Source organism: Neptuniibacter sp. PT8_73, from assembly GCF_047778045.1.
GTDB lineage: Bacteria > Pseudomonadota > Gammaproteobacteria > Pseudomonadales > Balneatricaceae > Neptuniibacter.
Map to the genome: position 1 here is coordinate 1,976,833 of NZ_CP180545.1, position 22,298 is coordinate 1,999,130.

Below are 22,298 nucleotides of genomic sequence, written 5' to 3' on the forward strand. Positions count from 1 at the left end.
CCATAGTTTACGATTCCATTCTCAACTGTTTGGTAATTTCCTTTGAATTAACAAAGGGTAACACAAACAGAGGGCGCTATAATTTTATGTGGTTTAGAGTAAATTTAGTTGAAAAGCTGCAAAAACCAATAAAACGACAAAAATCTTACAACCTTTCATGAAATCAGTCTGTTAGGTTGAAATTTAAACAATGTGGTTAAGATAATAAATTGTCCCTTGGAACTATACGGTTATGTTGCACTTTTATTACAGGGACGCTTTCGTTCCTCTGATTGCTATCTGACGAATTACTGTAACAATTAACTCTAAGTACTTTATGCTTACCTAGCGAATCTGACTCATAGAAAATGGAGCTTTTAGATGTCACGTCTATCCAAGTTTTCACCCCTTGTCCTAATACTACTCTGCTTCCTTACTAACCCTGCGGTTGCCAGTAACGAAATTGGTAAAGTTGTTCTTATTCAAGGCAAGCCTTTAGTGGAGCGTCAGAATCAACATCTCTTTATCAAAAGGAATGATCCCCTATTTACTGAAGATGTTCTGATCACCCCTGTAGGTAGCAAGATACTGATTAAACTTGAAGATAAGACCACAATATCACTGGCTGAAAACACACAGTTTGAGTTGTCAAAATATCAATTTGATAAAAAAGCCCAAACCTCGGATGTCAGCTTCAAAATGCTAAAAGGTGCGTTCAGAACCTTAACCGGATCAATTGGTAAGCAAAAACAGCCTAAATTCGAAATACACACCCCCGTTGCAACCATTGGTGTACGTGGTACAGAGTTCTGGGGAGGTATGATCTTCTCAGATGCACTGGATGTAACTATGTTGGAAGGTAAAGGGGTTTACATCAAAAACGAACATGGGCAGGTAGAGATCACCCGACCAGGTGATGGCACTATGGTTTCTAAAGGCATGAAGCCTTCGGAAGTGTCTATGTGGAGTGAAGATAAGCTGAAGAAAGCAGCGGCGGCAACAGAGCTTAAACAACAACGACAAAACGAAAGCGAAGATTATCTAAACTATTAGCTTGATTAGATACGTGTTAAATAAAGCGTCCTTTAATACTGAAATAAAACTTACCCTGAAATGCAGATTACTTATCTTGCAGAATTTAATTAAACATCTCTTTACTATCAACAGCCCTCACAATTCTCTAAGTTTTCAGTTATTACAGTGAGTAAAATTGCGATCTCTCCTACATATCTCCTACATAAATTTCCCCAAATAAAAAGCCCATATCACATAATGATATGGGCTTTAAAAGTTAATTAAAAAGTTTGATAGTCCGTATAGTTATTTTTTCTTACTGGTATGAATGACGATATTACCACCTGCTATGGAAGTCAGGCTATCGGTATCATCAGCTTCACCAATCCGGTTATCGTAAACAATTGCACCTGATGCTTTATCCCAAATTTTAATTCGGAACTGATCCACATCGATGCTGTTATTGATTGCCGCATCTATGGCTGTGAGCATGAAGCCATAATCACCCTCACCATTAATAGTACCATCACCCTTAAATTGAGCCCGCGAACCCGCTACGACTAGCCATTCATAAGAAGCTGAATGGAAGTTGAGATCACCAGCCTTGAACTGGAACTGCGTTTGGCCGTCAGGTACAGACTTACCTTTTTTATATCTAGCAACAAAGCCATATGAAGCCTTACCTACCATATTTGGATCAGCCACATATGCCCCTAATGGTGAATTGATGTAGCCACCACCCGTAACAAAGCCAGCACTTGGATCATACACAACGACATACTGATACGTTTGCAGAGCAGATGCACCATCATCGTCAGTCACTATCACGGTAACTGTATAAACACCTGGCTCAGTGTAGACATGAGAACCTGCAGCGGTGTTATTTGCATTATCGACGGTAATAAATTCGTTAGGTGTGCCATCACCCCAATCTACTTCAGCGGTATGGGTATCAAGGAAACCTTCGTCATCAAATGACACATCTAAATTAACCGTGCTATTAACACTGACTAGAGGATCAACAGTTAACTGAGTAATCATGGGCGCAACATTAAAAACAGTTACATCATGAGTTTCCCCATCAGATCCACCATCAGCATCATTTAACTCGACACTCACAGTGTAAAGACCATTGTCGCCGTAAATATGAGAAAGACTAAAGGTCATTGCTGCTTCGTTAATTACTAATGGTTCTATTGTGCCATCGCCGTAATCAACAGTGCCCGACCAGCCTGTAGTGTTATCTGGATCCGAGAATGATCCACTCGCACTGAAATTTGAACCCTCATTAATTGAAGTAGCATCAGGAGAAACACTAACAACTGGTGGTACCAGTGGTGGAGCTGCCAATTCCCAATTTAGAGTTAGATCATAAAATTCAGGTGAGTCCCCTGCCTCGTTTGCAGCGAGCCGTACCTGGACTTGAGCATATCGGCCAATGACATTTGCTGGTGCCACACCATTATCAACAGTTTGATATACTGCAGCTCCCAAGGCTTCTTCTGTGTTTGCCGATCTGATTTTAACCTCCACTGATGTTCCTTCAGGAAGAAGATCAGTCCAGGAAATTGCATCCCAAGTCGAATCGTCTTCACTACTATCATGAACGAAAGTCCATAAGCCAGATGGTAGTGTACTGTTCCGAACCCCAATACCTGAAGCATCACTGTAGGTATATGGCCCAGCCCCAACAGGGAATACCCCTAGATGCGTACCAGTCTGGCCATCATATTTAGAAACATTATTATTGTTAACATGAACGCCCCAAACATCGCCATTTGCATCTACAACAACACCTCGTAGGTGACCAGTGCCAGCTTGTGCGGGACTTGACCATAGTAAGGTCCCATCTGGCTTGTACTTATACATACCACCATTTTGGTTACCAACTAATATATTGCCTTCACCATCAACGGAAATCCCTAGTGAAGAAATGCCAGTGTATCCCGTTGGTGTAGAAAAGGTATTGCTAGCAGGATTGAATTCTGAGAATGAATATCCATTCCTATTTGACAGGTAAATTTTGTCATTCCCAATAGAGATACCATAGGATTGATGATGACTTCGGGTAATTTGCGTACCTGTATTAGTATCAAGCTCACCTAACAGATTACTCAAACCTGCTGAATATAATTTACCGTCGCTATTTACAACACAGCCATATGGAGTAACGCCTACAGAGTAAGGACCTGCCAAAAGACTGCCATCAGCTGAGCTTAGCTTGTAATATCTTCTGTCATAATATGTACCTAACCAAAGGTTGCCATCATCGCCTATGCAAAGGCTACGACCTAACCTCCCAGGATCTCCAGCTTCTGCCACCCAAGCAATTCGCTCATCTGTAAGCTCGTTATTAGACAATCTGCCATCACCATTCAAGTCTACTAGTGGCATCATTTCATCTGGAGTAATACGGCAATCACCGTTTGCATCAGTCGATGTATCTAATTGGCCATCGCCATCTCGATCAATAAAACTGTCATTGAGAATTTTCATAACGAGAGGTCGTTTACCGTCAAAATGTCGGTTAGATACATAGACATTACCATCTGCGTCTACCGCTGTACGTGACGGAGCAGCACCTGCCCAAGGACTACCTCCCCCTACAAACCAAGTTTTATATCGAGCTGTTTCACAATTAGAATCTGTATTGAGCTTAGATACTGAAGCCTCAGAGGCATTTGCTATCCACAACAATGGGAACGTTGTAGCGTTTTCATTAATTTGGAGTTGGTCAGCTATTACATCGTAATTTAGGCCATTCAATATCCCCTGACTAAAATCAGCATCCAAGGTATAGGTGGCTGACTCTATCGCTGATGCAACACTTGGTAGCAAACAAGCACTCATAGCTAACGGCAACAGCTTCATCTTAAAAGCAGTAATTTGTGAATTGTAATGTTTCATAATTCAATTCCTTTTTTATACGGTCATCAACCAAGCATCAGCGTCGAACATACTGAGGACTTTGTGCGGTTATAGAATCTTCAGTTAATTGGGTTAAATCCCCGCCATCCGGGTTTATGTTGAACAAAAGCGTCTTTCGACCTTTGTAGCCAACAAAAGTGATTTTTTTCCCTTCTGAATCCCACCTTGGTTGTGATGAGTCCATTGCTTTAGGACCAACAGATAACATGGCTGATCCATCAGCCTGAACAGTGAACACCTCTCTATCGGATTTACCGTACGGTATACCTACAAACGTGATCCGCTTACCATCAGGCGACCAATTAGTCCCTGAAACTTTGATATCACCTTCGTATAGTATTTTTTCAACCGGATTTAACTCGCTTCCCGAAAATTCGTATCTGCGTAGAGAAAACTTCTTATTTCGTTTGGTTGTAAACGCTAAGTATTTCCCGTCCGGTGACCAGGCCAGAGAGCCGTCGTTAAACTTCTTACCTGCTGATAGCTGTACAGTTTTTTTAGTGTGTAGATCCATTACAGAAATGTTTTTGGAGCGTCCGTTAATACGAACAAAACTGAGATAACGACCATCAGGTGAAAACAGCGGCTGTACGTCTGTATTCTTGTCCGTCATTGGTTCTACGGCACCTGTGTTTATATCTACAGCCAAAATAGATGAACTATCTGGTTTGTCTGTTACGAAAACGACTTTATCGCTTTCTGGAGACCAAACAGGAGACATATCCAATCCAGGGTTACTAAAAAGTAGCCTAGGTTGTCGTTTCTCAACATTCATTACATAGATGTCGGGATTACCGTTTTCTAACAAGGTAAACGCAAGCCATTTACCATCAGGTGAGACAACCGGTTCCATTGCATCCCCTGCCGTTGATGTCATACGAAGATGCTTACCTTCAGAAGTAAGTTTAAACACTTCTTTATCTCCATCCCTTTCTGAGACATAAATCAACGAATCAGATGCGAATACCTGCAATGGCATAGAGACGGCCAGTACCAAGAGTGGTGTAGACTTCTTAATAAAATTCCACTTATTCATAATGCCCCCTCAACTACTCTATAACGACTAAAATCGCAGGAAAGGCTGCATTTTCAGGGTTAGCTTGAGAAGTTGCATCGATGTTGTACTCACCTGCTACATCAGCAATCAGCACAAGAGTAACCTCGCCATTGGCGTTAGCTACCTTTGCTTCTGTGTGATTGTTACCATCAGGGTAGGTAATTGTGACCGAAACTGTTTCATCTGGGCTGAACCCCCCAGCAGTGACATCAACCTCTTCTCCTAGTCCAACACCCGATGGAACTGTCACCCAAGCTTGGCCATAGGAAGCTGCGGACAAAACAATCAATATAAGCCCGCAACATGCTTTGAATATCTTATTCATGAGACATATCCTCACTATCAATATTTAAATTCAATAAGTAAAAAAACAGATTGCGAGGAATAGAAAATGGAGGGTTTTGACTTAGTTAAGTAAACACATAAGGATTGCTTACTAATATAGTCAGCACTCTTTGTTTAAACTAACTCTCAGCTTGGGACTTGTTTGCTACTACACAAGCTACTTACAGCGACTGTTAGAGCGTTATTTTATATTCCTAATCCTTTGGCATTCCTATAGAACCAAGGAAAAAACGCAATCAACTGTGAGGTACTGGCATAGCCAGATCTTCAGACGTGACAATTTCCAGTTTGTGTATGTTTCGATTGTCCTTATCCAGGCTCGACCTCAAGCCTTAATATAAAATTAGCAGTCGTTAATCTAGATGCAACTTCGAACATCTACAAAACTAAGTTTTTTTAATTTTACTTATTAATATATTACTTATTTAAACACTAACTGATTGATTAACTTGATACTTTAGGGAAGTACTTCAAAAACAAATCGGACTAGCAATTGGTCTAGTATAGATAGATTTAATATACCCTATTTCACTTCAATCTCTATCCAGTACATCTACCACTTGATAAATATAAAAATGGATTCGACCACTCCAGTAATCGTTAGGTAAACCAGCTTTTAACTTCAACTGTTGAAGGAATTTTTTTGCTGTAGGCAATTGCTGCCAAACGGAAGGCAGAAAGGTTGCTCTATGTCTTCCTTCTTCTATTATTACTCCATCAATTCCCGGCCTTAAGCAACTAATAAGTTCTTCCTCATTTGATACTCTCAATTCTACTGGGGGCGTTAAAACAGAGATATGAATTGAAAGGGACTCATATTCACTTTCAGACACAGGCTCAAAACGAGAATCGTAAAAGGCTGCGTTAACTGCATTGCTCTGTAGATCTTTAAGTAAAGACCGTCGTGCTTCTAATGTTCCGACACAACCTCGTAGCTTTCCATTGATAGATAAGGTTACAAAGGTTGCAGCGGGCTTATTAAGCCATGACAGTTTCGAAATCGAATCATAATCTATAGGCCCATTTTTTGACTGTAATTCAAGCTTAGATGCAATTGAATCCTGAACGATTTCAATCATCAATTTTTGCTGCTGATGATTAAATTCAGTAGATGGCATAAGCTCCGTATCCTACAACACGAGCCTTATCCCCCGCGCTGTCTCCAGAATTACAACATTGAAGCAGATATGGTTTTAAGTTTGTGGAAGCTAATGCCCACAGCAACCCATTAAGGCCCATGTATCCGCAAGCCTCATCACCTCTAATATCAGTATCACCATCAATAATTCGTTTATTGGTGTTTTCGTCGATTAACTTCGCTTTAACGTAAGGATGATAATGACTCAAATCGGTACTGATCACCGTTAGCACTTCTGAATCTTGTAATGAAGGTAAAATCAATCTGCCAACGTCACTTGCCGTGGCATTTCCGACTACAACGGGAATTAAATCTGCTTGAATATCGATTTGTTGAATAAAAGGCAACTGAACTTCAAGGCTGTGTTCTTGTGTATGTGCAAGGTCGTTGTAACTTACAAAGCCTTTATCAACTAAATCGCTGACTCTATCCGCAGCGATAGAGATATTACCAAGTGGTGTTCTGAATTGATCAGCCAAAGGAACGGCCATACCTTGAAATGCTACTCGATGGCTTGGACCGATTAATAGAATGTACTTAAACTGTGCTTCTGATGAGATACAGCTAAAAGCTGCGGCCGCGACACTTCCTGAATATATATACCCAGCATGAGGGACTATTAGGGCCCTTAAGTTTGGGACAACTTCTCTATGCTCTTGCCTTAATAAAGCATCTACTTCACTTGCTAATTCTCGAGCATCATTTGGATAAAACAAACCGGACACTGCTGGCTGGCGAGTATTCATAAACTTCTCCGTTGCAAATCCAATCTTACAAGAGCGTATGAAGCTAGATTTATTGCTAACAATCACGGTGCATCCTACCCTTCAAGTATAGAAATAAGTTACGAAAGTTTTAAAAACATCACAGATTAATTACCCAAATAGGAACCCAGTATGAGTGTTATTGAAGTGGGGTTCTGGCATGAACTTGACCAAAACAAAATTCAATGTGATCTATGCCCCCGATTTTGCAAGTTATCAGACGGGCAACGTGGCCTCTGTTTTGTACGTGGTAACGAAGGTGGCCGGATGCACCTATACACTTATGGGCGTTCGAGTGGTTTTTGTATCGACCCCATAGAAAAAAAGCCACTAAACCATTACCTTCCGGGAACTCCCGTATTATCTTTCGGTACAGCTGGCTGCAACCTCACCTGTAAGTTTTGTCAAAACTGGGATATGAGCAAAGCCCGCGAGATGGATAAACTTGCCGATGCAGCCAGCCCGGAACAATTAGCAAAATACTGTCAGGAACACCATTGTCGCTCAATTGCGTATACCTATAACGATCCAGTCATCTTTCTTGAATACGCTGAAGATGTTGCGATTGCATGCCATGAATATCAAATCAACTCGGTTGCTGTCAGCGCTGGCTATATCACTGATATCGCTCGCCCTCGTTTTTTTGAACATATGGATGCTGCAAATATAGACCTCAAAGCGTTTTCGGAACGGTTTTACAAAAAACTTTGTGGAGCCAGCCTCACTCCCGTTCTAGATACTCTTCTCTACCTTCATAATGAAACCTCAGTATGGTTTGAGATCACAACCCTGCTTATTCCAGATGAAAATGATAGCGATGAAGAGATCGATGCAATGACCCAATGGATTTACAACAACCTTGGTCCCAGCATCCCACTACATTTCTCTGCTTTTCACCCTGATTGGAAAATGAGAGACAAAGATCGAACACCTGCATCAGCCCTAACGCGTGCGCGAGAAATAGCGATAAAAAACGGGTTGAGGTACGTTTACACGGGTAACGTACATGACACTTCTGGTAGCTCAACCTACTGCCACAACTGCGGATTACGTTTGATTGAACGAGATTGGTATCAGCTAGGAGACTGGAATCTTAAATCTGGATGTTGCGAGAATTGTGGAGAACCGTTACCTGGTCGTTTTGAAGACAGTCATGGCAATTGGGGAGCTCATCGACAACCTCTGTATTTGGCTAGTGACTAGATGTTAGTAGTTAGTGGCTAGGAGCAATTCTTTATTGATTAGTAATGCACATAAAACAATTAGGTACGGAGAAAACAAAGCAAAGATTGTTACCCCAAGGTCATCTAGTAGGCTGCGACTGCGTGCTAGATGGTAATGACTTCGTAATTGATGAACCAACGACCTTCGCCCGGGGTTACAAGAGCTGAGCCCGATGAGCTACCAAGCTGCTCCACTCAAATTAACATACCCCAGACACGAAAAAACCGAGTTAGAGTTAACTAAATCGGCTTAATCTGAATTTGATAGCGGGGGCTGGATTTGAACCAACGACCTTCGCCCGGGGTTACAAGAGCTGAGTCCGATGAGCTACCAAGCTGCTCCACTCAAATTACCATACCCCAGAAACGAAAAAACCGAGTTAGAGTTAACTAAATCGGCTTAATCTGAATTTGATAGCGGAGGTAGGATTTAAATCAACGGCCTTCGCCCGTGGTTACAAGAGCTGAGCCCGACGAGCTACCAAGCTTTTCCACTCAAATTTCCATATCCCAGATACGAAAAAACCGACTTAGAACTAACTAAATCGGCTTTCTCTATGTTTGGTAGCGGGGGCTGGATTTGAACCAACGACCTTCGGGTTATGAGCCCGACGAGCTACCAAGCTGCTCCACCCCGCATCAATGTGGCGCAAATATTATAGATCCCCTCACCCTTTAGCAAGCACTATTTAACGCATATGCAAAATTAATCGCAACAAACCCACTTTTTGTTTATTAAACATACAGTTATGAGCAAAATTGGCAATAAGGAACAGTTTTCATCTAATTAAGCTGGATACCTGCTAATAAAGCGCTATTATTGCCTCACTTTGTATGGGATTAATCGTTGCAAGAAACGCAACAGAGCAAACCATATATATCATTTTACGCGATACCCTTTATCTTTTAGAGTAGCGCTATAACAAACATGTCGGTTAACCGACTTTTATTTATTACGGAATGTAGAAATGTCTAAGAACTATTTCAACACGCTTCCACTGCGTGAGCAGCTAGAACAGCTGGGTAAATGTCGTTTTATGTCTATGGATGAGTTCAGCGATGGCGTTGAAGCTCTTAAAGGCAAAAAAATGGTTGTTATCGGTTGTGGTGCACAGGGCCTAAACCAGGGTCTTAACCTGCGTGATAGTGGTCTAGACGTTTCTTACGCTCTACGTCCAGCAGCAATCGCTGAAAAGCGTCAGTCTTGGAAAAACGCTACTGAGAACGGTTTTGTTGTTGGTACTTACGAAGAACTAATCCCAACTGCTGACGTAGTTCTTAACCTTACTCCTGACAAGCAGCACACACCTGTTGTTGAAGCTGTAATGCCACTAATGAAAGAAGGCGCTTGCCTATCTTACTCTCACGGTTTCAACATCGTTGAAGAAGGCATGCAGATCCGTGACGACCTAACAGTAATCATGGTTGCTCCTAAGTGCCCAGGTTCTGAAGTACGTGCTGAATACGTTCGTGGTTTCGGTGTACCAACGCTTATCGCTGTACACGAAGACAACGATCCTAAAGGCGAAGGTCTTGCACTAGCTAAAGCTTACGCTGTAGGTACTGGCGGTCACAAAGCAGGCGTTCTAATGTCTTCTTTCATCGCTGAAGTTAAGTCTGACCTTATGGGTGAGCAAACTATCCTTTGCGGTATGCTACAGACTGGTTCTATCCTTTGCTTCGACAAAATGGTTGAAGAAGGCATCGACGCTGGTTACGCATCTAAGCTTATCCAGTTCGGTTGGGAAACAATCACTGAAGCTCTTAAATACGGCGGCGTGACTAACATGTTAGACCGTCTATCTAACCCAGCTAAGATCAAAGCATTCGATCTTTCTGAAGAGCTAAAAGTTATCATGCGTCCGCTTTACAACAAGCACCAAGATGACATCATTGATGGTACTTTCTCTCGCGTGATGATGGAAGACTGGGCGAACGACGACAAAAACCTACTAGGCTGGCGTGCAGAAACTGCTGAGACTAACTACGAGAAGACTCCAGCAGGCGACGTAGAGATCTCTGAGCAAGAGTTCTTCGACAACGGTATCCTAATGGTTGCAATGGTTAAAGCGGGTGTTGAGCTAGCATTCGAAACTATGACTGCTGCAGGCATCATCGCTGAATCTGCTTACTACGAGTCTCTACACGAAACTCCGCTGATTGCTAACACAATCGCACGTAAGAAGCTTTACGAAATGAACGCAACTATCTCTGATACTGCAGAGTACGGCTGCTACCTATACAACCACGCTTGCCTACCACTACTAGGCGACTTCATGAAAGGCATCAAAACTGATGTTATCGGTAAAGGTCTAGACCTTGCTGATACTGGCGTAGACAACGCTCGCCTGATCGAAGTTAACGAAGCACTACGCTCTCACCCAGTTGAAGCGATCGGTAAAGTGCTACGTGGCCACATGGCTGACATGAAGAAGATCGTATAATTATCTGATATTTATACATTTTCTTTCTTGTAAGAAAATTAAAGCCAAGGCTTTGCCTTGGCTTTTTTTTAGCTAAATTTAAGCCTTTCCGTAACAGATCCTTATAAAACCCAATCGATAGAGCCGCATATTAGAGACTATGAACAGCATTAAGATTGAGAATTACACGGCAGAATTTGGTGAGTCTTTCACGCTCAACAACATCAATTGGACAATTGAACCCAACCAACATTGGGTGATTACTGGTACCAACGGTTCTGGTAAGTCTGCCCTATCCGCAATCTTGGCCGGTGCTGGCGATAAAGTCAGTGGTACTATTTCGGGCCTACCAAAACATATCGAACTTGTATCTTTTGAAGCTCAGGCAGAACTAATTGCCCGAGAGCTAAAGAAAGACGATGCCGATATCATGGATGTTATTAGTGAAGGCACACCGGTAAGAGAAATTCTGGAAGAAGGTAAAGCGATCTACCCAGAATTTGATGCTGACTTACTCGATCAACTTGTTAGCATGTTCAAACTAGAACATATGCTTGATCGTAGTTTCAGAAAGCTCTCAACAGGTGAAACGCGTAAGATCATGCTAATTCGCGCCCTAGCGAATAATCCAGACCTTATCATTCTGGATGAGCCTTTCGATGGTCTAGACGCTGACTCTATGAAGCTGCTACACGACCTGCTAGCCAGCAAGATCGATTCAATGGGCATGATTCTGGTATTAAACCGCTTTGATGAAATGCCGGACTTCATCACCCATGTTGCTTATACCGACAAAGGCGAGCTTCATCACACGGTTGATATTAACGACAAACAGGCTTACGACGACCTGTATCAATTGCTACACCTAAAAACGACTGATCTATCTGTACCACCTACAGATGAATCCGATCGTCCACCAGCACTTAATCCTGAAGATCCGCTGGTACGTTTAACTGATATCAAAATTGCCTATGCAGATTCAAAAGTTATTGATGGCCTTAACTGGACCATAGAGCCGGGTCAACACTGGCAATTAAGCGGCCCTAACGGCAGTGGTAAGACTTGTTTGCTAAACCTAATTACCGGTGACCACCCGCAATGCTATACCAACGATATCTTTGTATTCGGTATGCAGCGCGGCAACGGCGAAACCATCTGGCAGATCAAGCAATATATCGGATATGTATCTACAGCGCTTCAGTGGGAATACCGTGTAAGCATCAGCCTTAGAAACGTAATCATCTCCGGCTTCCATGACAGTATCGGTATGTACACAAAGAGCACCGATAAACAGAAAGAAGTCGCAGACCAGTGGCTAGCCCTGCTAGGTATGGAAGATCGTGCCAACGAACCATACAACCAGCTTTCTTTTGGTGATCAACGTTTATTGCTTATTGCACGAGCGATGGTTAAGCACCCTACTTTGTTAATTCTAGACGAGCCTTGCCTAGGCCTCGACGATATCAACCGTCAACTCGTACTGGCGTTAATTGAGAAGATCTGTGCCAGCGGTGACACAACGGTTCTATATGTTAACCACCACGCTGAAGACCAGATCAGTGGTATCAAAGAGTTTAAGCACTTAGAAAAACTAACCGCAGAATAAATTCTCTAAGGCCTAGTATTCACTAGGCCTTTTTCCTTTCAGATCCACTCTAATATCTTCTAAAAAATTTCATATAAAACTCGCAAAAAAAGATTGTCTCTTGATTAAAACAGGAGTCAAATTGCACTCATGTACCACAAGGCAAATGCCTTTATTGAGGATCAAATGAGTGACAATCGAAAAGAATATCTGCGGCGCTGAAGAATGGTGCAAGTTCCCTCAACTTGCCGTTCCTGCAATCAAAGCCAGAGTCGACTCTGGTGCCAAAACATCTGCAATTCATGCTTTAAATATCCAACAATTTCAAAGAGATGGGGTTGCTTGGGTCAGATTTGATGTATGTCCATTACAGGACAATCGCAAAACAGTAGTTCATTGCGAAGCCCCTGTATTTGATCGCCGCAGTGTGAAAAGCTCTAGCGGCACATCAGAAAAGCGCTATGTAATCAAAACAAGCTTAGCTATTGGCGATCAAAGCTGGGATGTTGAACTTACCCTGACCAATCGAGATGCGATGGGCTATCGCATGCTATTAGGCCGTGAAGCGATGTCGGGTAAGTTGATTGTAGATCCAGAAGAATCTTTTTGTTTAGGTGATATTGCAGATGATGAGTTGAAAGAACTCTATCTAAGCAAAAAAACACCTAAAAAAGGCATGAAAATCGGTGTATTAGCCAGCAACCCTAACCTCTACAGTAATCGTAGGATTATGGAAGCAGGTGAAGAGCGCGGTCACGAGATGGTGTTCCTGAATATCAAGCACTGCTACATGAAGATGGATGCTGAAAATCCAGAGGTTCATTATCGTGGCGGCAAGGTACTAAACGATCTTGATGCAATTATCCCACGGATTCGCCCAAGCATGACCTTCTATGGCTGTGCACTGACACGTCAATTTGAATCTATGGGTGTGTATTGTCTAAATACCGCTGGGGCTATTACTCAATCTCGCGATAAGTTGCATTCCCTACAACTCCTCTTCGAGAGCAAGATTGATATTCCGATCACGGGTTTTGCTAACTCGCCGCTCGAAACGGATGATCTGATCAATATGGTTGGTGGCGCACCACTGATCATTAAATTGCTTGAAGGTACTCAAGGTAAAGGCGTTGTACTCGCTGAAACCAAGAAAGCCGCAGAGAGTGTTATTAATGCATTCAAGAGCCTTAAGGCCGACATTCTCGTTCAGGAATTTATAAAAGAAGCCAACGGCAAAGATATCCGCTGCTTTGTAGTGGATGGAAAAGTTGTGGCTTCAATTCAGCGTGAAGCTGAACCTGGCGAATTCAGAGCGAATATCCATCAGGGTGGTACAGCGAGCCTTATCGTTCCAACATCAGATGAGAAGAAGATCGCTATTAAAGCGGCTAAAGCTATGGGACTTAAAGTAGCTGGTGTAGATATCATCCGTTCAGCGAAAGGTCCTTTACTGTTAGAGGTAAACTCTTCTCCAGGCTTGGAGGGCATCGAAGGCGCAACCGGTAAAGACGTTGCTGGCCTGATGATTCAAGCTATTGAGAAAAAGCTAAAGTGGGTTGTAAAAGCCTAACACTCTCTTAACCCCTAAGCCCGTTCCCATAGTCGTGGGAATGGGTTTATGATCATGCATTTAATTCTCCCGCCTTTTTCAAATCTATAAATCCATTCTCTGACTACTATTAAGTTATTAATCTCCAAAAATGAAAGCTAATGGGAGTCAGCAAATTAGATGGATCAAATTTGGCTATTCCTCATAGTTGCGACATCCATTGTTATAGTCTTCGACTTCACCAATGGATTTCACGATGCATCCAATATGATCGCATCAGTGATCGCTTCGCGTGCTATGACACCCCTACAAGCTATTTTGATCATAGGTATATTTACCTTTTTAGGGCCTATGCTTGGTGGTACCGCAGTCGCCAACACTATTGGTAAATTTGTTACTTTAGATGATCTCCCAAGCAACCTATCCCTATCCTTAGTTATCTGCGGTTTATTGGCTGCCACAGTTTGGAACCTGTTTACTTGGTATAGAGGCCTGCCCTCGTCCTCTTCACATGCATTGGTTGGTGGCTTAGTTGGGGCGGTCGTCGTATCAGCAGGGCCAGAACACGTACTCTGGGGCTTTTCACAGTTAGCACACGGTGAGATCACTGGCGTTACTAAGGTGCTGCTAGCACTGTTTATATCCCCTTTAGCGGGTTTCTGGATAGGCTTTTTACTGCAACGAATCACCCTCTATCTCTTACGTGCAGCAAGCCCATTAATCAATCGTGAATTAAGGGGCACTCAATGGTTCACTACCGCAGGATTAGCCTTCTCTCACGGCGCTAATGATGCCCAAAAAAGTATGGGCGTATTAACCCTATGCTTGTTAATGAGTGGCGAGATATCCGAATTTGTAGTGCCGTTTTGGGTCATCCTAGTTTGTGCCATTTCTATTACGTTAGGAACATTACTAGGTGGCTGGAGAATCGTTAGAACCCTAGCCTTCTCAATCTACAAAATAAGGCCCCTACATGCCTTTAACTCTCAAGCCTCATCTGCAGGCGTTATATTTTTAGCCTCAATGATTGGCGCGCCAGTATCGACCACCCATGTAGTTTCCTCATCTATTATGGGTATAGGCGCGGCAGAAAGAGCTAAAGCCGTGAGATGGACAAAGGCTAAAGAGATCGGTATCACTTGGTTAATCACCATACCTGGTGCTGGCATTGCCTCCATTATTAGTTATGGCGTATTGAGCCTTACTAAGCTTGCTTAAATATAGTAAAGGATTGGATATGAGCGATCAGAGTAAACAAAACCTCTTTCGTAAACTCCTTAATAGGATCGTCCCTACGCCACCTGACTTTTTCTTACTCCTAACCGAGCAATGCACATTGGTAACGGTAACGATCCGAAACCTCTATCAATATATGAAAAGCCCTAATCCCTATCTTGCTGAAGTATTAGCGGCTGATGAGCACCAAGCGGACGCGCTTAAAATTCGTAATTTACATCAATTGAACCGATCGTTTTCCACCCCAATAGACCGCGAAGATATCTACCGTGCTATAGCCGCGTTAGATTGGATAATCACACATTGTAAAAGCACCATAAATGAGATGCTTGACCTAGGCGTCGAGCCCGACGAACAGATGGTGAGAATTCTTGAAGAACTTCTAACGGGTTGCGAAGCCTTAGAGCGAGGCTTTGGGGGACTATCGACCTATCCTGCTGGCAGTGAGAAAGATGCACAAATTGCCCGGCATGCTCATAGACGTATAGAAAGACTGTATAGACACAGTTTAAAAGAGCTCTTTCAAGGTGAAGTCACCACAGAGATGCTTTGCAAGCGAGAGATCTATCATCATTTAATGGATGGATCGAGAAGATTACATGCCGCAGCAAACGTCCTTCACGATATTATGGTCAAATTGATCTGAAAACACGCGATAAATTCTCAATTCCATCGCCACTCTATCTAAGCAAAAGATCAATTTTGTACAAAAACCGGAATACGGTTTGCGTTAGAATGTAGCCATGAGCAAAAAAGAGATCGCTAACTACCATATAGAAGATGAACTCGGCGGATTAGAGATGCTAGAAGCATCCTATGAGCGCCAAAATTTCTCTAGGCATAGCCATGAGGGTTATACGGTAGGTGTGATTGAGGAAGGTGCTCAGCGCTTTCTTAGAAACGGTGCAAACCACGTTGCGCCGCAAGATAGTATCATCCTAGTTAATCATGACGAAGTCCACGATGGCCACTCCGCTGCTGAAGGTGGCTGGTCTTATAAAGCGATCTACCCTTTACCTGATCAATTAGCCAATATCGCTAAGGAAGCGGGCTTAAATATCAGCGGATCAGTCTATTTCTCAGAACCTGTTGTTAAAGACCCAGAACTCGCTGGCTTGTTTCGTCTAGCGCTATATCACTTGCAACACTCTGATAATCGCTTGCTACGCGAGACACTGCTATACAACGCATTACTCAAGTTGATGCAGCGTCATGGTAAATGCAGCACAGAAATACCTGAACAGGCCGATGCTAAATCGCGAGTCACTTTGGTAAAAAACTATCTTGATGACCACCCTCAAGCTGATGTGTCTTTAGAAGATCTAGCCAAACTTGCAGGCATCAGTGCTTTTCATCTAGTGCGACAGTTCCAAAAGTTCTACGGGCTCCCTCCTCATGCTTATCAGATACAATCCCGAGTAAGGCTAAGCAAACGCTTTATTGCTCAAGGCGACACACTATTGGATGCTGCCTTAAAAGCAGGTTTTCATGATCAAAGCCATCTTAACCGTCATTTCAAACGCACTATCGGTGTAACGCCGGGTCAATATGCTCGGCAGATAAGAAGCTAGCATTACAAACAGGCCGCAATCCTGTACAAGACTCACAATCACTGAATATTTATCTTTATCGCTCAACATAAGAAAGAGCGTGAAAGTGAATAGTCAGGTAATAATTCCATTAAACCCTAAGCAATCCTTCCTTAAAGGCACGGTTGCGATGTTGCCCCTTATTGTCGCTGTGCTGCCTTGGGGCATATTAGTCGGCGCATACGGAATCGAATCAGGTCTAACCGCTTGGCAAACTCAGGCCATGTCACTGTTTGTATTTGCGGGCACTTCACAGTTGGTTGCTATAGGTATGCTACAAGCCGGCGCTACTATGTTCAGCATTCTCATCACCACATTGCTGATTACCTCACGACATCTGCTGTATAGCATGGCAATGCGACAACATATCCATGCACTACCCCTTAAATGGCGCAGTTCACTCGGCTTCCTGTTAACCGACGAACTCTTCGTAAATGGCACGCAAGATAACGGTATATTTAATCGTTGGTATGCATTGGGTGGCGGCTTAAGTTTCTATATCGCGTGGAATGTTGCGACGCTGCTAGGGATCGTCGCAGGCGCGGCTTTGCCAAATCTAACTACCCTTGGATTGGACTTCGCGGTTGTCGCTACATTTATCGCCATACTCATCCCGATGATTAAAAACCTCTCATATCTGGTCTGTGTAGGTGTATCTCTGGTGGTATCGGTGTACTGCGAAGCTCATGAGGTCCAAGCAGGCTTATTGGTCTCAATCATTTTGGGGATGCTAAGTGGTTATTTCTTTAAATGCGTATCGAGGAGATCAAAATGAATGATTGGCTATTGTTCTGGCTTATGGCGATCATTGTATTCGCAAGTCGCTATCTCTTTTTAGAGCCCCGCTTACCACTGAAGCTAAATGATAAAGCGCTAGAACTGCTTAGTTATTCGGCCCCAGCCGTACTAGCCGCTGTGATAGGCCCATTAGTATTCTTACAGGAAGGAAAGCTAACAACGAGCTTGGACAGCCCATATATTATCGGCGCACTCGCTGCCATCGTGTTGATGCTTTTAACTAAAAACACCTTGATGACAGCCGTACTCAGTATGGGCGTGTTCTTCGTCTGTAATCTATAGGGTTACAAGCGAACAGAGCGGATCGAGACTTTGCTAATTGAATCACTCCCAGGCGCTAGTTCAACCGCATTGCCGAGGACAGACGCATTTTCCAAGCAAACCATATTTTCATAGTCATTATCAGCAAAATGACTTAAACGTTTACTCTTTTCGACCCAAGGGTTCCAAACCACCATATCAGGCAGATTATCAGCGCTCATAAGGATCTGACGACGCATCTGCTTATCTTTGATAGCAACCTGAGCTGGGATATTTGGGTAGATACGGTCTGTTTCAGCCGAGATACCAATGGCAGAATTAGATTGCTTAACCTGCCAATCCTCAAGCGTATCTATGTACTCAACAGTTTCTAACCCTTCGATAGCAGTCTCACTGACATGACCAATCTGAAGATAACTGTGCAAAGCACTGGTATAACTAAAGGCATCCGAACCTAAGTTTTTAACTTTGAGCTCTAAATCTAACTCGACACCTACTGTAACCGTCAAACGAAGAACAGCAGGATAAGACCAGAGTTCTGTTGGTAAAACCTCGAGCTGTAGCGTTAATCGTGTGGTTTCACTATCGATCAGATCGATAGCCAATAGCTCCCAATCCTCAGATCGTACAAAGCCATGTGCAGGTGTCTCTAAGAGGTTAACTTGGTCTTTAACTTGATCTGGATTTCTGGACAGATCCCCAAACCATGGCCAGCAGATAGGTACTCCACCGCGCAGAGACTTACCGGCTTTAAAATCGTTTTCTTGGCTCAGCCATAAAACAGGCTGCTCCCCTATTCGGCTGTACTCGGCAACTTGCGCCCCTTGCAAAAAAATAGTGGCCGAAGCCGCTTCGTTTTTTACTGCGATGGCAATGAGCTGCTTATGAATCTCAATAGTAATGCCTTTAAGAGCACCATACTTTGCGTACAGCGCTTGAACTTGATCTGCCAGATTCATAATTTTTGTTATTCCTGGTTACTAAACTGCAAGGCAGTATTTTACGCTTACCAATACTTGGGTAAAAGCCAATCGTACGTTTTAATACATGAAATATTCTCGACTGGTAATCCTCATCCTACGCCGATAAGCTGAGTGGATCATCAGCAAAACTACTGAATTATGCATCGCAACCCACTAGTAACTCCCATAGAAGAGATCCTTAGACAGTCCGAAAGCAGCTTAAGTGAATATGAGTTATTAAAAGCGCTAGATCTCAACGCTGACGATTTCGGAGAAGATGCACCATCAGGTAGTGACTTGGCCCTGTTTAGACAGCATTTCCTGATTATGAATGCGCTCTATACCCTGCAACCTAAGTTTTGGGATCAAGGCTTAAAACTGACTATCTCTGCATTAGAGATCAGCCTTATCAAATCCGAAAACAGCAATCAAAACGAATTGTCACTAGAGTCAGATCAAGCAGTCAGAGAGTATTATCTGGATTGGGATGAGTTCACATCAAGTAACGAAGAGTCGGTTAACAAACTGCTAGATAGTTTTTGGACCCGTTACTTTAACCAAGATCACTATCAGGATGCTCTCGATGTTTTAGGTCTAACTGAAGATGCCAATTACCAATCGATCAAAACACAATACCGAAAATTAGCTTCAGAACATCATCCAGATAAAGGCGGATGTAAGATTAAATTTAATGAGATTAGAGAAGCTTACGAGGTGATAGTAAGCATCACCAATAAGGCCTAACTTATTGATTAACTTTAATTTCCATAGATTGATAAACCAAACCTGACAACTCTCCCACATCCCCTTTAAGCTTAAAACCATATTTCTGATAAGCAGGTACAGAAGGTAATGAAGCGCTGACAGTTACGGTTTCTAATCTCGCAAATTTCAATACAGCTGTAAGTAATCCCCGACCAATGCCGCCTCTTTGCTGACTAGGTATAACAAATAACATCGCAATATGACGGCCTTCCTTTAGCTCTACCACACCTACGATTTCACCGTTATTACCTTCTGCGACGAGCATATGATTATCTGCTTTCATCCTCTCGGCAAAAGCATCTGCAGAGGATATTGCCGTAAAAGTAGCGATCCCTTCATCAGACAATGATCCAGCAACCGAGTCAGAGAAAGCGTCTAAACAGACCTGACTAACGCCCTCGATATCGCCCTCTTTCATCTCTCTTATGATCATCTTTTTCCTTAATATTTCTAAAAGAAATCTATTACTCTGAAGGGCTCAGTTTTATTTATCTGAATCGGGAATATTGTCCCAACTTTCTTTAAACTCATTTAGACACTTACAGCACAAACACTCATCCCACCTCTCAGCCAGATAACCCGCCTGCTCCCTTGTTAGGTAGATCTCACTGCAATCACAGATAAAATAGCTGCCGACTTTGCACTCAAACAATGAGCCGCACTTAGGGCATGTGACTTGCTCGTGCTGAGGCATCTGATATTCCGAAATCTAAGATAACTAAACTAAACCTGAAATGAACACTATTAACGAAGCAAGAATAGCCAAACCCGTTAATTCAACAAACAGCGCTTTGCTCCAACTACAACTTTCAAGGTCACCTAAAGATTCTTTAGGGAAATAGCCAAATGTGATAGTCCGATAGAAGAACCAACCAATTGACCATCCCACAGAGGATACAAGTAAGTCCCAAGCGAGAAATTGGAGAATACGCAATATCCATAGAACTAACCTGAAAATGGGTTTAAAAATACCTTCTGCTAGCTCTTCCATAAACTCCCATTAAAGTTAACTCTCTTATATTGAGCTCTGAAACAGACCCGTTTTCGGTCTATTCCAATACAATCATCAACTTTTATTTCACTTTGGTACCTAATACAGAAAATCCATAATCATGCCCTTTAGAAGTTTCTGCAGGTGTTAACTCAACTGAGCTGTCGATTGCAAAATTCCATTTGAAACGCTGCATGTATGTACATTTTCTCAAAGGGATAACTGTACCCTTTGGGAAAACAACACCATTCTCTGATACGAAATCTTCTTCCAGTAGGTATGGTGATGCGGGTCCTGGGCAAAGAAAGTCTGTAACTTGGTAGTTATTACCGATAACTAGCCCTGAAGAAAAAACTGTTAAGAGGGTTAAGATAACAGCTAAGTTTTTGAGTATTGGTTTCATATCTTCCCTGAAAAATAAGTCCTCACCAAAAATGCAAGAGCAACGCGATGGACCGAGCGCATTGGCCGACTATTAATGTTGTTATACGTTATTCAACTTCTGTTTCCTATACACTTACTGTGAATTACCAGATAAACGAATATCGAAACGCAAGTACTTAGCAAACCTAATGACATTGTTAACAACCCATTTTCGAAATATAGATAAGACTGTATGCCTATAAAGTCACCAAGTTTTAAGCATAAAAAGATGGATAGAAGAAACGCTAGCAAATCGTACCACCTAACTTTTTCTAATCCCTTAACCCGCTTCATAACTAATTAATCCATTGACGTATAACGCCGCAATAATGGGCGGCTAATACGTAGGCTGCTTTGTGTTATTTTGGAGCGGAGCGACAACACAAAGCAACCGGAGTGCTAGACGTCCAGCCGGCGTGTTTTTGCCGGCGATCTTTAATTGCTTTGTTAACTGTATTCCTGAATAGCACTTCTGAAAGCTTTCACAATACGCTCTCTCTTACTTCCCTTCTTAATATGAGCGGGGAGCCTTTCATGCCACCGCTGTAGAATATCTCTTTCTGCTCTAAGAAACGGTTCATCTTTCATTCTGGTTGATTTATGAACCTTTTCTTCAAACCACTCCATTGCGGCTTGAATTTGTTCTACCGAGTAGAATTGGAATGTAAACCTACAGACTTCAATAAAGTACACAACTCTTACATTACCTTCTACATCAGGTAGCCCCTGAAGAGAGCCAATATCGAGAGTAAGAGAAGGAAATGGTGCGGTTTCAGTCCAGTGCTTCGCCATACGATTTAATAGTTAACGCCTAACACAGCCGAAGGAGCGTAGCGACGATCGGATGCTGTTGCTTGTTATGACTAATGACTGTCTTCGATGCATATTAGACCTAGTACTCCTTTACTATTTTCTATTACTACAGCTATATCTAGATATGAATGCGAAATGCATTCGAAAGAGCCATCAAAGTTCGTTACAAATCTTGATTCATCTGAAAAGCTCTCAACAAAAGAGCTAATCAACTCAAACACCTTTGATTCTTCTAGTATTTTTTCATCGTCTTCTAAATGATAACAAATACTTTGTAGAATCAATTTCTGAGCCTCTTCTTTCTTTATAGGTACCCAGTACTCATCGGGTAAAGGAACAAAGCCACTCTTAATTAAACGCATCTTTTTCGGGAGAACCTGAACTCCGTGAAAAATGCTACACGTAACTTTACCAATAGGCCTGATTCTTTCTATTGAATCGCAGATGTTCATTTA

At 42.5% G+C, this 22,298-nt stretch carries 23 protein-coding genes, 1 tRNA gene and 1 pseudogene; 12 read left to right on the forward strand and 13 right to left on the reverse strand.

Annotated features, from left to right (window positions below):
* Window positions 1-360 precede the first annotated feature (360 nt).
* A complete protein-coding gene (locus ACMXYN_RS08820) occupies window positions 361-1,032 on the forward strand; it encodes a FecR domain-containing protein (RefSeq protein WP_415891483.1) in 672 nt (223 codons plus the stop codon).
* 267 nt (window positions 1,033-1,299) lie between these two features.
* Here the strand turns inward: ACMXYN_RS08820 and ACMXYN_RS08825 are convergent, their stop codons facing one another.
* The 5 genes from ACMXYN_RS08825 to amrB form a co-directional block, all read right to left on the reverse strand.
* Window positions 1,300-3,900 carry a PKD domain-containing protein gene (locus ACMXYN_RS08825; protein WP_415891484.1) on the reverse strand — a complete coding sequence of 867 codons (2,601 nt, stop codon included), beginning with the start codon at window positions 3,898-3,900 and terminating at the stop codon, window positions 1,300-1,302.
* 37 nt (window positions 3,901-3,937) lie between these two features.
* Window positions 3,938-4,957: a hypothetical protein gene (locus ACMXYN_RS08830; protein ID WP_415891485.1), complete on the reverse strand. Its 1,020-nt coding sequence runs from the start codon at window positions 4,955-4,957 to the stop codon at window positions 3,938-3,940.
* A gap of 13 nt (window positions 4,958-4,970) precedes the next feature.
* A complete protein-coding gene (locus ACMXYN_RS08835) occupies window positions 4,971-5,303 on the reverse strand; it encodes a hypothetical protein (protein WP_415891486.1) in 333 nt (110 codons plus the stop codon).
* 553 nt (window positions 5,304-5,856) lie between these two features.
* Window positions 5,857-6,441: an AmmeMemoRadiSam system protein A gene (amrA, locus tag ACMXYN_RS08840; RefSeq protein WP_415891487.1), complete on the reverse strand. Its 585-nt coding sequence runs from the start codon at window positions 6,439-6,441 to the stop codon at window positions 5,857-5,859.
* Window positions 6,428-7,207: an AmmeMemoRadiSam system protein B gene (gene amrB / locus ACMXYN_RS08845; RefSeq protein ID WP_415891488.1), complete on the reverse strand. Its 780-nt coding sequence runs from the start codon at window positions 7,205-7,207 to the stop codon at window positions 6,428-6,430. Before amrB ends, amrA begins: the two co-directional genes overlap by 14 nt.
* 150 nt (window positions 7,208-7,357) lie before the next feature.
* Between amrB and amrS the strand changes: the two genes are divergently transcribed.
* Window positions 7,358-8,428 (forward strand): AmmeMemoRadiSam system radical SAM enzyme, encoded by a 1,071-nt coding sequence (gene amrS, locus ACMXYN_RS08850; protein ID WP_415891489.1) that lies wholly within the window; start codon window positions 7,358-7,360, stop codon window positions 8,426-8,428.
* Between the two features lie 582 nt (window positions 8,429-9,010).
* On the opposite strand, the gene ACMXYN_RS08855 is transcribed toward amrS, so the two are convergent.
* Window positions 9,011-9,087 (reverse strand) — tRNA-Met (locus ACMXYN_RS08855).
* A gap of 329 nt (window positions 9,088-9,416) precedes the next feature.
* Between ACMXYN_RS08855 and ilvC the strand changes: the two genes are divergently transcribed.
* From ilvC to ACMXYN_RS08900, 9 genes and pseudogenes are all read left to right on the forward strand, one after another.
* The gene (ilvC, locus tag ACMXYN_RS08860; RefSeq protein WP_415881274.1) at window positions 9,417-10,892 is read left to right on the forward strand and encodes a ketol-acid reductoisomerase; all 1,476 of its coding nucleotides are present in this window, start codon (window positions 9,417-9,419) and stop codon (window positions 10,890-10,892) included.
* Between the two features lie 139 nt (window positions 10,893-11,031).
* The gene (gene modF, locus ACMXYN_RS08865; RefSeq protein WP_415891490.1) at window positions 11,032-12,477 is read left to right on the forward strand and encodes a molybdate ABC transporter ATP-binding protein ModF; all 1,446 of its coding nucleotides are present in this window, start codon (window positions 11,032-11,034) and stop codon (window positions 12,475-12,477) included.
* Window positions 12,478-12,646: 169 nt separating this feature from the next.
* Window positions 12,647-13,003 (forward strand): annotated as a pseudogene (locus ACMXYN_RS08870) (ATP-dependent zinc protease); the annotation flags it as partial.
* A 129-nt stretch (window positions 13,004-13,132) separates the two neighbouring features.
* Complete coding sequence (rimK, locus tag ACMXYN_RS08875; protein ID WP_415894477.1) at window positions 13,133-14,026, forward strand: 30S ribosomal protein S6--L-glutamate ligase; 894 nt, start codon at window positions 13,133-13,135, stop codon at window positions 14,024-14,026.
* Between the two features lie 159 nt (window positions 14,027-14,185).
* Complete coding sequence (locus ACMXYN_RS08880) at window positions 14,186-15,223, forward strand: inorganic phosphate transporter (RefSeq protein ID WP_415891491.1); 1,038 nt, start codon at window positions 14,186-14,188, stop codon at window positions 15,221-15,223.
* A gap of 19 nt (window positions 15,224-15,242) precedes the next feature.
* Window positions 15,243-15,887 carry a DUF47 domain-containing protein gene (locus ACMXYN_RS08885; protein WP_415881277.1) on the forward strand — a complete coding sequence of 215 codons (645 nt, stop codon included), beginning with the start codon at window positions 15,243-15,245 and terminating at the stop codon, window positions 15,885-15,887.
* Window positions 15,888-15,984: 97 nt separating this feature from the next.
* Window positions 15,985-16,812: an AraC family ligand binding domain-containing protein gene (locus ACMXYN_RS08890; RefSeq protein WP_415891492.1), complete on the forward strand. Its 828-nt coding sequence runs from the start codon at window positions 15,985-15,987 to the stop codon at window positions 16,810-16,812.
* Between the two features lie 85 nt (window positions 16,813-16,897).
* Window positions 16,898-17,605, forward strand: a complete 708-nt coding sequence (locus ACMXYN_RS08895) for an AzlC family ABC transporter permease (protein ID WP_415891493.1) — start codon at window positions 16,898-16,900, stop codon at window positions 17,603-17,605.
* Window positions 17,602-17,910: an AzlD domain-containing protein gene (locus tag ACMXYN_RS08900; RefSeq protein WP_415891494.1), complete on the forward strand. Its 309-nt coding sequence runs from the start codon at window positions 17,602-17,604 to the stop codon at window positions 17,908-17,910. Before ACMXYN_RS08895 ends, ACMXYN_RS08900 begins: the two co-directional genes overlap by 4 nt.
* Window positions 17,911-17,912: 2 nt before the next feature.
* Here ACMXYN_RS08900 and ACMXYN_RS08905 read toward each other — a convergent pair whose 3' ends face one another.
* Window positions 17,913-18,848 (reverse strand): D-hexose-6-phosphate mutarotase, encoded by a 936-nt coding sequence (locus ACMXYN_RS08905; RefSeq protein ID WP_415891495.1) that lies wholly within the window; start codon window positions 18,846-18,848, stop codon window positions 17,913-17,915.
* 162 nt (window positions 18,849-19,010) lie between these two features.
* On the opposite strand from ACMXYN_RS08905, the gene ACMXYN_RS08910 reads away from it, so the two are divergent.
* Window positions 19,011-19,595, forward strand: coding sequence for a DNA-J related domain-containing protein (locus tag ACMXYN_RS08910; RefSeq protein ID WP_415891496.1), 585 nt, complete (start codon window positions 19,011-19,013; stop codon window positions 19,593-19,595).
* Between the two features lies 1 nt (window position 19,596).
* Here the strand turns inward: ACMXYN_RS08910 and ACMXYN_RS08915 are convergent, their stop codons facing one another.
* The 6 genes from ACMXYN_RS08915 to ACMXYN_RS08940 all read right to left on the reverse strand — a co-directional run bounded on the left by ACMXYN_RS08915 (window position 19,597) and on the right by ACMXYN_RS08940 (window position 22,205).
* Window positions 19,597-20,049: a GNAT family N-acetyltransferase gene (locus tag ACMXYN_RS08915; RefSeq protein WP_415891497.1), complete on the reverse strand. Its 453-nt coding sequence runs from the start codon at window positions 20,047-20,049 to the stop codon at window positions 19,597-19,599.
* Window positions 20,050-20,100: 51 nt separating this feature from the next.
* Window positions 20,101-20,310 carry a cysteine-rich CWC family protein gene (locus tag ACMXYN_RS08920; RefSeq protein ID WP_415891498.1) on the reverse strand — a complete coding sequence of 70 codons (210 nt, stop codon included), beginning with the start codon at window positions 20,308-20,310 and terminating at the stop codon, window positions 20,101-20,103.
* Between the two features lie 24 nt (window positions 20,311-20,334).
* The gene (locus tag ACMXYN_RS08925) at window positions 20,335-20,607 is read right to left on the reverse strand and encodes a hypothetical protein (protein ID WP_415891499.1); all 273 of its coding nucleotides are present in this window, start codon (window positions 20,605-20,607) and stop codon (window positions 20,335-20,337) included.
* Between the two features lie 82 nt (window positions 20,608-20,689).
* A complete protein-coding gene (locus ACMXYN_RS08930; protein ID WP_415891500.1) occupies window positions 20,690-21,010 on the reverse strand; it encodes a hypothetical protein in 321 nt (106 codons plus the stop codon).
* A 467-nt stretch (window positions 21,011-21,477) separates the two neighbouring features.
* A complete protein-coding gene (locus ACMXYN_RS08935) occupies window positions 21,478-21,822 on the reverse strand; it encodes a hypothetical protein (protein WP_415891501.1) in 345 nt (114 codons plus the stop codon).
* 71 nt (window positions 21,823-21,893) lie between these two features.
* Window positions 21,894-22,205, reverse strand: a complete 312-nt coding sequence (locus ACMXYN_RS08940) for a hypothetical protein (protein WP_415891502.1) — start codon at window positions 22,203-22,205, stop codon at window positions 21,894-21,896.
* Between the last annotated feature and the right edge of the window lie 93 nt (window positions 22,206-22,298).

Excerpts from the sequence above, each read along its gene's own strand:
- ACMXYN_RS08820 (WP_415891483.1), top strand. The coding sequence starts at position 361 with ATGTCACGTCTATCCAAGTTTTCACCCCTTGTCCTAATACTACTCTGC.
- ACMXYN_RS08825 (WP_415891484.1), bottom strand. The coding sequence starts at position 3,900 with ATGAAACATTACAATTCACAAATTACTGCTTTTAAGATGAAGCTGTTG.
- ACMXYN_RS08830 (WP_415891485.1), bottom strand. The coding sequence starts at position 4,957 with ATGAATAAGTGGAATTTTATTAAGAAGTCTACACCACTCTTGGTACTG.
- ACMXYN_RS08835 (WP_415891486.1), bottom strand. The coding sequence starts at position 5,303 with ATGAATAAGATATTCAAAGCATGTTGCGGGCTTATATTGATTGTTTTG.
- amrA (WP_415891487.1), bottom strand. The coding sequence starts at position 6,441 with ATGCCATCTACTGAATTTAATCATCAGCAGCAAAAATTGATGATTGAA.
- amrB (WP_415891488.1), bottom strand. The coding sequence starts at position 7,207 with ATGAATACTCGCCAGCCAGCAGTGTCCGGTTTGTTTTATCCAAATGAT.
- amrS (WP_415891489.1), top strand. The coding sequence starts at position 7,358 with ATGAGTGTTATTGAAGTGGGGTTCTGGCATGAACTTGACCAAAACAAA.
- ilvC (WP_415881274.1), top strand. The coding sequence starts at position 9,417 with ATGTCTAAGAACTATTTCAACACGCTTCCACTGCGTGAGCAGCTAGAA.
- modF (WP_415891490.1), top strand. The coding sequence starts at position 11,032 with ATGAACAGCATTAAGATTGAGAATTACACGGCAGAATTTGGTGAGTCT.
- rimK (WP_415894477.1), top strand. The coding sequence starts at position 13,133 with ATGAAAATCGGTGTATTAGCCAGCAACCCTAACCTCTACAGTAATCGT.
- ACMXYN_RS08880 (WP_415891491.1), top strand. The coding sequence starts at position 14,186 with ATGGATCAAATTTGGCTATTCCTCATAGTTGCGACATCCATTGTTATA.
- ACMXYN_RS08885 (WP_415881277.1), top strand. The coding sequence starts at position 15,243 with ATGAGCGATCAGAGTAAACAAAACCTCTTTCGTAAACTCCTTAATAGG.
- ACMXYN_RS08890 (WP_415891492.1), top strand. The coding sequence starts at position 15,985 with ATGAGCAAAAAAGAGATCGCTAACTACCATATAGAAGATGAACTCGGC.
- ACMXYN_RS08900 (WP_415891494.1), top strand. The coding sequence starts at position 17,602 with ATGAATGATTGGCTATTGTTCTGGCTTATGGCGATCATTGTATTCGCA.
- ACMXYN_RS08905 (WP_415891495.1), bottom strand. The coding sequence starts at position 18,848 with ATGAATCTGGCAGATCAAGTTCAAGCGCTGTACGCAAAGTATGGTGCT.
- ACMXYN_RS08910 (WP_415891496.1), top strand. The coding sequence starts at position 19,011 with ATGCATCGCAACCCACTAGTAACTCCCATAGAAGAGATCCTTAGACAG.
- ACMXYN_RS08915 (WP_415891497.1), bottom strand. The coding sequence starts at position 20,049 with ATGATCATAAGAGAGATGAAAGAGGGCGATATCGAGGGCGTTAGTCAG.
- ACMXYN_RS08920 (WP_415891498.1), bottom strand. The coding sequence starts at position 20,310 with ATGCCTCAGCACGAGCAAGTCACATGCCCTAAGTGCGGCTCATTGTTT.
- ACMXYN_RS08925 (WP_415891499.1), bottom strand. The coding sequence starts at position 20,607 with ATGGAAGAGCTAGCAGAAGGTATTTTTAAACCCATTTTCAGGTTAGTT.
- ACMXYN_RS08930 (WP_415891500.1), bottom strand. The coding sequence starts at position 21,010 with ATGAAACCAATACTCAAAAACTTAGCTGTTATCTTAACCCTCTTAACA.
- ACMXYN_RS08935 (WP_415891501.1), bottom strand. The coding sequence starts at position 21,822 with ATGGCGAAGCACTGGACTGAAACCGCACCATTTCCTTCTCTTACTCTC.
- ACMXYN_RS08940 (WP_415891502.1), bottom strand. The coding sequence starts at position 22,205 with ATGCGTTTAATTAAGAGTGGCTTTGTTCCTTTACCCGATGAGTACTGG.